Here is an 11,354-nt window from a genome sequence, read left to right on the forward strand (position 1 = left end):
GACCGGCGGGGCGTAGACCATGTCGTAGAGCACGGCCCCACTCTTGAGCCCGGCGAGGCTCAACCCCGGGAAGGAGTCGCCTGCCATGCCGACCGAGGTGGTGTTGACGATCAGGTCGAACTCCTTGAGATAGCCGGCATCGGCCAGCCGTTCCAGTCCCGCCGCGGCGAGGGTGACGGAAAGCCGCCCCCCCAGCTCTGCGGCGAGCTCCTCCCCCTTTTCCAGGGAGCGGTTGACGATATCGATGCGCGAGGCACCGGCCAGCGCCAGTGAGACCAGTGCGCTGCGGGCGGCGCCGCCGGCTCCCAGCACCAGCACCGAGCGCCCGGAGGGGGTGAAGCCGAGTTTTCCCTCCAGCGCCGCCAGCAGACCGATGCCGTCGGTGTTGTAACCGGTCAGCAGGCCGTCCTTCACCTGCACCGTATTGACCGCCCCGATCAGCTCCGCCTCCGGCGCGATCCGGTCCAAGAGCGGAATGATGGCCACCTTGTGGGGGATGGTGACGTTGAAGCCTGCCACGCCCAGCGCGGCGAGCCCGCGCACCCCCTCGGCAAGGCGTTCCGGCGCCACCGGGAAGGGGACGTAGACCCAGTCCAGCGAGAGCGCCGCGAAGGCGGCGTTGTGCATGAGCGGCGAAAGCGAGTGGGAGACCGGGTAGCCGATGATGCCGGTCAGGGTGGTTTTTCCGGAGATGGTCATCGGCTGACTCCGTAGGCAGTGAGTACCTGGTCCACCTGCCTGGCGAGCTCGGGCGAGATGAGGCGGGCCCGCTCCAGCTCGGCGCGACCCTGCTGCTGGTTGCCCAGCTTGAGCAGGGTCTCCCCCGCCTCGATGCAGGCCGAGGCGTAGATCAGGATCGCCTTGCTGGTGTCGAGGTCCCTGAAGAACATGCCGCTCCCCGGCTTGATGCCGCGCAGGGAGTAGAGCGGGAAGACCTCGGCCGGCGGCCGGGGCGGAGTGCCGGCCGGCTCCAGGCCGTAGACGATCCCCCGCTGCTGCAGCACCAGGTTGCCCAGCGGCAGCGAGTACCTGGTGGAGAAGTCGATGAACACAGGGCGGCGCGGCATCTCCTCCGCGATGGAGAGGTACAGGGCGTAGTCGGGGGTGCGCTGCTCGGGGGGTATCTGGTAAAGCCGGCTGCCGCGGAACTCCGGGATGCCGTCTAGGTACCAGTCGAAGAGCAGGTGCGGCGTGTGGGGCAGCAGCAGGTCCTCGCGCATCCTCTCCACCCCTTGCAGATACCAGAGGGGGAAGGCGCCGGAATCGCCCCAGGTGTACATGATGGCGTTCTGCGGCAGGGAACGCAGCGTGTTGGCGGCGTAGTCGTAGGCGATGTAGTTCTCGTGCTGGTCGTTCTCACGGTAGTGGAGCAGGCAGACCGCGACCGGCAGTAGGAAAGCCAGCGCCAGCAGCATCCCCCGCAGGGCCGGGCCCTTGAGATAGACCGCCCCCTCCTTGAGGACGGCGAAGATCCCCACCCCGATGAAGACGGCGGAAAGGAGGTAGAGCGGGGTGAAGAACTCCTCGGTCAGGAAGATGGTCTCGAAGGGGGTGTCGAAATAGCCCACGATCACCAGCAGGAAGGAGGCGACCCCGATCACGTAGCTGAGGGTCAGGTAGCTCTTCCTGCGCACGAAGTAGCAAAGGCCGATCAAAAGCAGCATGAGCCCCGCCACGGTGAATTCGTAGGGGATGTTGAAGGCGTTGGCCTGCGCCCAGAGGAGCTTCAGGTCGCGCACATGCGGCTCGGGGGGGTACCCCTTCCTGAGCAGGTTCCACAGGAACTGGGTGAGGTTCTTGGAATCGCCCCAGTTAAGGAGCGGCTTTCGGAGCGCCCGCACGATCAGGTGCAGGTTGATGGCGAAGCCGAGGATGCCGAAGGCGAAGGCGATCAGGAGCTCCTTGACCCGGCAGATCACCCGCCAGTCGGCGGAGATGAGCAGGAAGGCGTAGGCCGGGATCATCAGCACCACGATCTGGTGGGCGCCGGTACCGAGCCCGCACAGGAAGGCGCCCAGGTAGACGTAGGAGGGACGCTCGGAGCCTTCCAGGTAGCTCTCGCGCCAGCGCAGCATGAGGAAGAAGACCAGCGCGCAGATAAAGGCGAGCAGCGGATACGGTTTGTCGTGGTTGGACTGCAGCCAGAGCCTCGCCGTGCAGGCGAAGGTGAGCGAAGCGGAGAGCGCCACCAGCCGCTTGACCAGCAGCGCAAAGCCCCCCTCCTCCCTGGCCGGGGCAGCCTTGCCGCCGCCGGAGGGCGCGGGGAACTCCTCGTCCCTGAGCAGATAGCTGGTCAGCAGGAAAACGCCGTAGCAGGCGAGCCCCGCCGAGACGGCGGTGGCGAAGTTGATCCGGAAGGCGATCGAGCCGAAGGGGAGAAAGGTGAAGGGCTTGGCGTAGTTGATGAAGAGCGGATAGCCCGGCGAATGCGCGGTCCCCAACGAGTAGGCGGCGGTCAGGAACTCGCCCGAGTCGAAGAAGGTGACCGTGGGGGCCAGGGTCAAAAGGTAGATGAACAGGGGAACGACGAAGGCCGCCAGGGCGAAGGGGTCGAGCCTGCTGAGAGTCGCCTTGCTGGTCACGCGGGCGCCCCCGAACCGTCATGCTGGCTGAGCTTCTTCACCGAGAGCTTGTCCCGCCACATGCAGTAGAACCCCACCGGGATGACCGGGAAGAAGCTCAGGGCATGGATGACCAGGGCGATAGAGACCGACAGTTCCCAGTTCACCCCCAGGGCGGTGAGGGCGACCGCGCCGGCGTACTCGTAGGTCCCGACCGAACCCGGGGAAGCCGGGACCATCACCGCAAAGACCAGGAAGACCATGATGAACAGGGAGGCGGGGAGCGGCATGGGGAGACCGAAGGCGCGCAACAGGAGGTCCACCGGCCAGATGGCGGTGGCCCAGATGGCCAGCGAGCTCAGCACGATCCCCGCGAACTGGGAGGGGGAGGAGGTCAGCCGGATGCCGTGGATGAAGGAGACCAGCATGTGGGTGATCTTCCCGGCCAGGGCGTCCGGGAACGGGCGCAGAAAGAGGGAGACCAGCCGGATGGTCCACTCGGTCCTCTTCTTTAAGAGCACCAGGAAGGCGATCACCACCAGGTAGAGCCCCAGCATCAGGTAGCCGCCGTTCACGAGCTTCTGGTGGAGCGCCGCCTGCTCCGGCGGGAGGCTCACCGTGAAGAAGGCGATCACCAGCACGAGCAGCATGGTGAAGCCGTCGCAGAGCCGGTCCACCACCAGGGTGGCGAAGACCGCGGAGGTGTCGATCTCCTCCTTGCGGGCGAGGGCGTAGGCGCGCATGAACTCCCCCAGCCGGGCCGGGAAGATGTTGTTGCCCATGTAGCCGATCAGGGTAGCCGAGAAGAGGTTGCCAAGGCTGGTGCGCTTGATGGGGAAGAGCAGGAACTTCCAGCGCACCGCGCGAAGGTAGTAGCTCACGAAGGTAAGCAGGAGGGCCGGCCAGAGGTAGCGGAAATCCATGCCACGGAAGGCCGCCATCATCTTGTCGAGGTCGATCTTCCTGAAGACCAGGAACAGGAAAACAGCGCTGACCGCAATGCCGAGCACCAGTTTGATATCTATTTTCTTGTTGGACAGAAAGACGCTCCTTGGCCAGCCTGTTTATTGCTTGTCGCTTTCCTCGCTCACCGCGGCCGGCTCGCGGCCGCCGCCCCCCTCGCCCACCCGATGGCCGTCCTCCCCGACTCCGGGGTGCCAGTCCTTAAGCTCGGCGAGGATCTTTCGGCAGCGCGCCACGTCGGCGGCGATCGCCTCCTTGAGGGCCTCCACGCTGGGAAAGCGCATCTCCCCCCGCAGCCGTTCCATGAAGAACATGGTGACCTCGCGGCCGTAGAGGTCTCCCTCGAAGTCGAACAGGAATACCTCCAGCGAGAGCCGGTCGTTGTCGAAGGTGGGGTTCGTGCCGATGTTGCAGGCGCCGTCCAAAAGCTCTTCGCCGACCCGCACCTTCACGGCGTAGACGCCGGCTGCCGGCAACAGGTCCTTCTGGATGCAGAGGTTGGCGGTGGGGAAGCCCAGCCCGCGCCCGCGCTGGTGGCCGTGCACCACGGTGCCGGTGACAGCGTAATGCCTCCCCAGGACCGATATCACCCCCCGCACGTCCCCGCAGCCCAGCATGTTGCGGACGGCGGTGGAGCTGTAGATGGTGGCTCCGTTGGAGATCGGCGCCAGCACCTCCACGCTGAAGGAGAAGCGCTCCCCCAGCGTGCGCAACAGGTCGACGTTTCCCTCCCTGCCGCGGCCGAAGGCGTAATCGTAGCCGATCACCAGGTGCTCCATGCCAAGGGTGGCGACCAGGACCTCTTCCACGAATTGGAGGGCGGAGATGGAGGCGAAGTTCCAATCGAAGGGGATCTCCAGGAGGTAGTCGATGCCGGCCGCCTCGATGAGCGCTTCCTTCTCGCAGGTGGTGGTGATCAGCTTGACCCCGGTCCCCGGGGAGATCACCTGCATGGGGTGCGGCACGAAGGTCACGACCACGGAGACCCCGCCCCGCATCCGGGCCGCCTCGCGCACGCGCCGGAAGATCTCGCGGTGTCCCAGGTGGACGCCGTCGAAGTTGCCGATGGTCACCACCGGGTGCCGCAGCTTCTCTTTGACGTCGGCTATGCTTGTGAAAATCACCATTACGGCAGGAACCCCTGAGGCAGTTTCATGCTTATGCTTCCACCGTATCCGCCACGGCGGCCCGCTTCTTCTTGCCGAAGATGAGCGCCACCCAGATGCTGAGCTCGTACATCAGGTAGAGCGGGACCATGATGACGAACATGGTCACCAGGTCGGCGTGGAAGGCGGCGATGATGGAGCTCGCCAAAAGGGCGTACTTGCGCTTGGGGGCAAGCATGGCGTAGCTCACCAGGCCGAAGCGGGCCAAAAGCAGCGAGATGACCGGCAGCTCGAAGATCAGCCCGAAGATCAGGATCAGCCTGAGGCAGAAGTTTATGTAGGCGGAGATGTTGAACCAGCTCTGCAACCCTACCGCCTCGTAGGAGAGGGAGAAGTTGATGATGACCGGCCAGATGATGATCAGGAAGAACAGCGCCCCCGCCACGAAGGCGGCCGAGGCCGCGGTCACGAAGGGGACCACCATCCGCCGCTCGCCCCGGGTCAGCCCGGGGGCCACGAACATCCAGAACTGCTGGAAGATGATGGGGAGCACGATGATCATGCCGGCCAGCATGGAGATCTTGCACTGCACGAAGAAAGGCTCCAAGGGCGCGCTGTAGTTCAGCATGCGCGGCTTCTCGGAGACCCCCTTCTCCTCACCCAACTGGTACTGCTTGTAGGCGGCGGGATAGCGCTTCTTCAACTCGCCGTAGAGCTGCTTCTTGATATCGGTCAGGTAGGTGTGGCCGGTGAGCGGCTTTTCGATGAAGGTGAGTATGTCGTTGGAGAAGTTCCAGGCGACCCCCATCCCGATCACGATGGCGATCACGCAGACGATGAGCCGTTTCCTGAGCTCGACCAGATGCTCCAAAAACGGCAGAACCTTTTCGTCGGTCATATTTCCTCGGGTTTCTTAAGAAGATGTGCGGCGGAAGACGCCAGTCGGCGCACAGAAACATCAATGAAATTCTATATCACAGCGGCCGAAGTCAGCGCAACTGCTTTCGGCGCCGCATTGCCCGGCCGGGCAGTTGATTAGCAGGCGAGAAGGTTGGGCCGTTCGTGTTGAGCCTGTCGAAGCATCAGCACCAACTTCTCTAGCCTTTTTTAGCCGTACAAGTTTCAACGCCCCTTCGACAGGCTCAGGGTGAACGGCTGGGTTCCCGGCTCCTTCTACCTCCGGCGCGGCTTGGGGCGCTTCCCTTTGACCGGGATGCGGGCGTAGGTCTCGGCGCCCGAGACGGGGGCGACGGGACGCTTCTCCAGGGTGCCGATCATGGCGAACTCCACCTGCTTGCGCGCCTCGTTAACCCCGGCCACCTTGACCCGCACCTTGTCCGCCATCCGGTACATGGTGCGGCTGTGCTGGCCGATCAGGGAGTGCCCCTTCTCGTTATGCACCCAGTAATCGACCGGCAGGGTCGCCACCGGCACCATCCCCTCCACGAAGAGGTCCACCAGCTCCACGAAAAGCCCGAAGCTCGCCACGCCGGTGATGAAGCCGTCGTACTCCTCGCCGATCTTGTCCCGCATGAACTGCATCTTCTTCAGATCGACCATCTCGCGCTCGGCGTCCATGGCGATCCGCTCGCGGCGGCTGGTGTGCAGGGCGACCTCGGGAAGCCTCGCCTCCAGATGGCTCTTGTCGCTCCCCTTCATCGCTGCGGAAAGCACCCTTCTCAGGATCCGGTGCACCACCAGGTCCGGATAGCGGCGGATGGGAGAGGTGAAATGGGTATAGGAGGTGGCGGCCAGGCCGAAGTGGCCGAGGTTTTCGGCGCTGTAGCGCGCCTGCTTCATGCAGCGCAGAAGCACCTCGTTGATCAGCCGCTCCTCCGGTTTCCCCTCCACCTCGGCCAGCAGCTTCTGCAGCGCGAGAGGGCTCACCTTCTCCTCCTCGACCTGCAGCTGGTAGCCGAAACTGAAGACGAACTCCGCCAGGTCCTTGAGTTTCAGGGGATCGGGGTTCTCGTGCACCCGGTAGAGCGAGGGGACCGGGGTCTTCTCCAGGAAGCTCGCCACCGCCTCGTTGGCGGCCAGCATGAACTCCTCGATGATGCGGTGGGCAAGGTTCCGCTCGCTTTGCACGATGGCGGTGGTCTCACCCTGCAGGTCCAGGACGATCTGGGGCTCCGGCAGGTCGAGGTCGATGCTGCCGCGCTTGGCCCGCTTGGCGTTCAGCCGGAGGGCGAGCTCCTCCATCAGCTTGAGGTGCGGGACCAGCGCCGGCTGGCTCTCCATCGCCTCCCGGTCCTGATCGACCACGATCTTCTTGACGATGGTGTAGGTAAGGCGGGCAGCACTCTTGATCACGCTCGGGTAGAAGCGCGCTTGCGTCATCTCCCCCGCCTTGTCGAACAGCATCTCGGCCGTCATGGTCAGCCGGTCCACTGCCGGGTTCAGCGAGCAGATGCCGTTGGAGAGCTCTTCGGGGAGCATGGGGATGCAGCGGTCGGGGAAATAGACCGAGGTGCCGCGCAGATAGGCCTCGGTGTCCAGCGCCGACCCCTCCTTCACGTAATGGGAGACGTCGGCGATGGAGACCCAGAGCCGGATGGCGTCCCCCTCGGCGGCTACCGAGACGGCGTCGTCGAAGTCACGGGCGGTCTCGCCGTCGATGGTGACGGTCACCCGTTGCCGCAGGTCCACCCGTCCGGCGAGCGCCTCCTCGCCGACCGTTTGGGGCTCACGGGCGGCCTCGGCCAGGACCTCCTTGCTGAAGACATGCGGCAGCTCGTATTTCTTGATGACCGTCAGCACCTCGACCTCGGGGTCGTCCGCCTTCCCCAGCACCTCGCTGATGCGCCCTTCCAGGGTGCGCGCCTCGCCGGGGTAGGAGGTGATCATCGCCTGCACCACCTCGCCGTCGCGCGCGCCGCCGGTATCGCCGGGGGCCACGAAGAGGTCGCGCTGCACCCGCGGGTCGTCGGGGACCACCCTCCCCCCCTTGCCGATCGCCTCGAAACGGCCGATCACGCTGGTGATGCCACGCTGGATCAGGGCGGTCACCCGCCCTTCCCTCTTACCGTCGCGCCTGCTGGAGACCACCTGCGCCTCCACCAGGTCGCCGTTCATGTTCTCCCGCAGGTACCGTTTGGGGATGAAGAGGTCGTCGCCCCCCTCCTCGGGGGCCAGAAAGCCGTAGCCGTCCGGATGGATGGAAAGCCTGCCGCGGACTCCGGCGCCCCCCGCCCCGCCCGGCAGCGCGTACACCCGCCCCGGCAGCCTGACGATCTCGCCCTTGTCCACCAGGCGGTCCAGGTGCTCCTCGAAGCGGGGACGTTCGAAGCGGGTGATCCCGAACGCCTTCAGCATCTGCCGAAACTGCACCGGCTCCCCCTTGCTGAGAAGCTTCAACACCGGATCGCCAACCTGGCGCCTCCCCTTACCTTTATGCATGCAATTACCTTTCTTTCCAATTAGCACGAAATCTAGATTCTCTTAATTGGGATAATGCAGGAGCACCGGTGGAAAGTCAACGATTCATGGGCGCTCGCGCAGTATACGGAACGGAAGTGCCCAACCTCCCTCCGCCCTTCTCCAACTCTCCCTCTCCCCACGGGAGAGGGTCGGGGTGAGGGAAGCCCCAATAACTTTGACTGCCTCACTTCGTGGATAACACCCTCACCCTAGCCCTCTCCCGTGGGGAGAGGGGCCTTTCCGACGGGACCCTATGAGTGAGCTATCCCGCCGGGAAGGTACCGGCGGAAGGGTGAAACAGCACCCCTTTATCCTTGCTATTTCATCCCCGCTTCGGTACAAATAGAGATTAGTTTTTTGTCTGAAAAGGGAGTAAGTACATGCTTTACCGCGTCATCGCCGCCGCAGTCGTCCTGCTGTTCACCACCCTTCCCGCCTCAGCCCTCACTACCAGGAACATGGACGCTCCACTTGCCGCCGCAGCCGAGCGGATGAAGGTGAAGGACTTCAACGGCGCCCGCGAGGCCGCCCTGAAAAGCGCCGAGAAGGGCTCACGCGCCTTCCTGGTCGGGATGGCTTCGGTGAAGCTGGAGATGTGGGAAGAGGCCGCCTCGAACCTGGCAGTCGCCGCGGAGCAGTACCCGATCCTGGCCGATTACGCCCTCTACCACCAAGGGTTCGCCCTCTCCAAGCTCGGGCGCCACGACCAGGCGCTCCCGCCGCTGTACAAGCTCCTCAAGCAGTACCCCGACAGCCGCCTGTACCGCGCCGCCCTCATCCTGTACGGCGACAGCATGGCGGCAGCAGGGCATCCCAAGGAGGCCCTGGAGACCTACACCATGTTCATCGAGCGCTACCCCTCCGGCAGTGACTCGATCTCGGCCCTCTACGGCACCGCGCTCTGCCGGGCCCAGCTAGGAGACGCCAAGGCCGCCGCAGCCGGCTTGAGAACGGTCTGGCTCAGCTACCCCTCCTCTCCCTTCGCGGAAAAGGCCACCCAGCAATTGCAGAAACTCGCCGCGGCGGGGACCCAGGTGGAACCGTACAGCGACGCCGAACTCTTCAAAAGGGCAACTACCCTGGCCAACCTCGGTCGGCACAAGGAGGCGGCCGACGCCTTCGCCTCGCTCACCTTGGCCGGCCAATCCGAGGAATACGTCGCCAAGGTACGGCTCAAGATGGCGCAGTCCCTCTTCAAGGCCCGCCACTACGAGGAGGCCAAGGGGGTGCTGCTCGGCATCATCCAGAAGGGTGGCAACGGGGCCACCAGCGAGGCGAGGTTCTGGCTGGCCAAGACGCTGGACAAGACCGGCAAGGTGGAGGAAGCGTACGACCTCTACCTGAAACTGGCCTCCGAAAAGACCCCGGTGGCGGACGATGCGCTGCTGGAGGCCGCCTACCTGAAGCGTTACCAGAAGAATTGGGAGACAGCGCTGCAGCTTTTCAAGAGATACCTGTCGAGCTATCCCAACCAGAGCAAGGGTTCGGCGAGTTGGGAGGTCGCCTGGGCGAGCTACCAGTCCCGGGACTTCCGCGCCGCCGCCGGCTATTTCAAGAGCCTGACCGAGCGCGATGACCAGCGGGAACGGGCGCTCTACTGGTGGGGCAAGTCGCTTGCCGCCGCCGGCGACACCCAAGGTGCCGAAACCGCCTTCGGCACCCTGGCCTCGGAGTACCCGTTCGGCTACTACGCACTGATCTGCAACAGGTGGTGCAACGTCTCGTCCTTCCCCACCGCGCCCAGCAACCTCCCCGACACCCTGCCCATGCCGGCCGGCTTCGAGCGGGAAAAGGCGCTCATTGCCCTGGGGCTCTACGACGAGGCGACCAGGGAACTGAACGCCAAGAAGGTGAAGAGCGCCCTCCCCATCGCCCGGCTGTTCCTGGAAATGGGCAACTACAACGGCGCGCTGAACACCATCTCCAAGGAGAAACCGAGGCGCTCGCCTGCCGACAGCGCACCGGTCTGGGGTCTCAACTACCCGCTTGCCTTCCGGGATGATGTGGCCAGGAACGCCTCCGCCAACGCCCTCCCGGAGAGCCTGGTCTACGCGATCATCCGCACCGAGAGCAACTACCTGCCGGGAGCCCTCTCGCCGGTCGGCGCGGTGGGGCTCATGCAGATCATGCCCGCCACCGCCGAGCGGATCTCCAAGGGGGACAGCAGCCGGCTGACCCAGCCCGAATTGAACATCAAGCTGGGGACCAAGCACCTCAAGGGGCTGCTCGCCCAGTTCGACAAGAAGCTCCCGCTGGCGATCGCCGCCTACAACGCCGGATCCGGCAACGTGAAGCGCTGGCAGAAGAGCCTGGGAGAACTCCCCAGCGACGAGTTCGTGGAGAGCATCCCGTTCGGCGAGACCCGGGAATACGTGAAGAAGGTCACCACCGCCATGGAGCTCTACCAGCGGCTGTACCGGGCACCGGCACCGGCACCCGCAGCGACGGCAGCCATGCCGGTCCCCGCGGTAGCCACCCCGGCGCCGGCGGCAGCGACGCCGTCCCCCACGCCGGCACCGGCTGTCGAGACCGCTGTGGATCCCCCCGCCACCCCGGCAGTTCCAGAGGCACCTCCCGCACAGCAGCATCAATAATAAAAAAGGGGGCGAACCATTCGCCCCCTTTTTTCATCTGTTACGCCACCTTCTTCAACTTTTTCTTCCTTCCCCTACCCCTCCATCTCGATCAGCGAGTGGTCGCCGATGTTCATCCGGCGGTTGGAGCCGAACAGGTGCACCGAATCCCCCAGGATGGAATCGTGCAGGATCATGTTGCTGACCGTGGTGTCGCTGTTGATGATGGAGTCCTTCAGGATGCTCCGCTCCACCACGCTGCCGGCGGCGATGGAGACGTTGGGTCCCAGGATGCAACTGCGGACCACCGCCCCCCTCTCGATATGCACCGGCTCGATCAGCACGGAATCGATCACCTCGCCATGGTTGTGGTGGCGGCCGACCAGGAGGTAGCTGTTGGTCTGCAGCAGGGTCTCCGGGGTCCCGCAGTCGAGCCAGGCGTCGATTTCGGGGGCCTTGAAGCGACGTCCCTCCCTGATCATGCGCATGAAGACCGCCGGCAGGTAATACTCTCCCTTCACCGTTTCGCAGGCCTTGATGGTCTGATCCAGGTACTGCATGAAGGAGAGCCCATCCTTCAGGTAGTAGAGCCCGACCTGGGCCAGCTTGGAGATCAGGGTCTCCGGCTTTTCCACCATGTCCACGATGATCCCGTCGCGCACCACGTTCACCCCGAAGCGCTGGTAGTCCTCCACCTCCTTGGAGTAGATGAGGCCGTCGCAGTCGGCGCA

The 11,354-nt window shown here is 64.6% G+C and carries 8 protein-coding genes; 1 reads left to right on the top strand and 7 read right to left on the bottom strand.

The features are described from left to right. From aroE to rnr, 6 genes are all read right to left on the bottom strand, one after another. Nucleotides 1–699, bottom strand: a 699-nt coding sequence (aroE, locus tag VJ604_RS07065; RefSeq protein WP_324081050.1) for a shikimate dehydrogenase, incomplete at its 3' end; no start/stop codon positions are given. Further along, nucleotides 696–2,582 carry a glycosyltransferase family 117 protein gene (locus tag VJ604_RS07070; RefSeq protein WP_324081052.1) on the bottom strand — a complete coding sequence of 629 codons (1,887 nt, stop codon included), beginning with the start codon at nt 2,580–2,582 and terminating at the stop codon, nt 696–698. The genes aroE and VJ604_RS07070, both read right to left, overlap by 4 nt. Further along, a complete protein-coding gene (locus tag VJ604_RS07075; RefSeq protein ID WP_324081053.1) occupies nt 2,579–3,571 on the bottom strand; it encodes a lysylphosphatidylglycerol synthase transmembrane domain-containing protein in 993 nt (330 codons plus the stop codon). The genes VJ604_RS07070 and VJ604_RS07075 overlap by 4 nt, the downstream gene beginning before the upstream one ends. Before the next feature lie 54 nt (nt 3,572–3,625). Then, entirely contained in the window at nt 3,626–4,651 is a 1,026-nt protein-coding gene (locus tag VJ604_RS07080) for a bifunctional riboflavin kinase/FAD synthetase (RefSeq protein ID WP_324081054.1), read from the bottom strand. Nucleotides 4,652–4,682: 31 nt separating this feature from the next. Then, a complete protein-coding gene (tatC, locus tag VJ604_RS07085; protein ID WP_324081056.1) occupies nt 4,683–5,528 on the bottom strand; it encodes a twin-arginine translocase subunit TatC in 846 nt (281 codons plus the stop codon). A gap of 275 nt (nt 5,529–5,803) precedes the next feature. Continuing rightward, nucleotides 5,804–8,029, bottom strand: coding sequence for a ribonuclease R (gene rnr, locus VJ604_RS07090; protein WP_324081058.1), 2,226 nt, complete (start codon nt 8,027–8,029; stop codon nt 5,804–5,806). A 401-nt stretch (nt 8,030–8,430) separates the two neighbouring features. On the opposite strand from rnr, the gene VJ604_RS07095 reads away from it, so the two are divergent. Beyond that, entirely contained in the window at nt 8,431–10,644 is a 2,214-nt protein-coding gene (locus tag VJ604_RS07095) for a lytic transglycosylase domain-containing protein (RefSeq protein ID WP_324081060.1), read from the top strand. Nucleotides 10,645–10,718: 74 nt separating this feature from the next. Here the strand turns inward: VJ604_RS07095 and VJ604_RS07100 are convergent. Next, nucleotides 10,719–11,354: sugar phosphate nucleotidyltransferase (locus tag VJ604_RS07100; protein ID WP_324081062.1), on the bottom strand; the 636-nt coding region annotated here is incomplete at its 5' end.

The sequence above is a fragment of the Geomonas sp. genome, from assembly GCF_035254065.1.
In the GTDB taxonomy this organism is placed as follows: Bacteria; Desulfobacterota; Desulfuromonadia; order Geobacterales; family Geobacteraceae; genus Geomonas.

Coding starts and splice junctions, on each gene's coding strand:
- VJ604_RS07080 (WP_324081054.1), bottom strand. CDS start 4,651: ATGGTGATTTTCACAAGCATAGCCGACGTCAAAGAGAAGCTGCGGCAC.
- rnr (WP_324081058.1), bottom strand. CDS start 8,029: ATGCATAAAGGTAAGGGGAGGCGCCAGGTTGGCGATCCGGTGTTGAAG.
- tatC (WP_324081056.1), bottom strand. CDS start 5,528: ATGACCGACGAAAAGGTTCTGCCGTTTTTGGAGCATCTGGTCGAGCTC.
- VJ604_RS07095 (WP_324081060.1), top strand. CDS start 8,431: ATGCTTTACCGCGTCATCGCCGCCGCAGTCGTCCTGCTGTTCACCACC.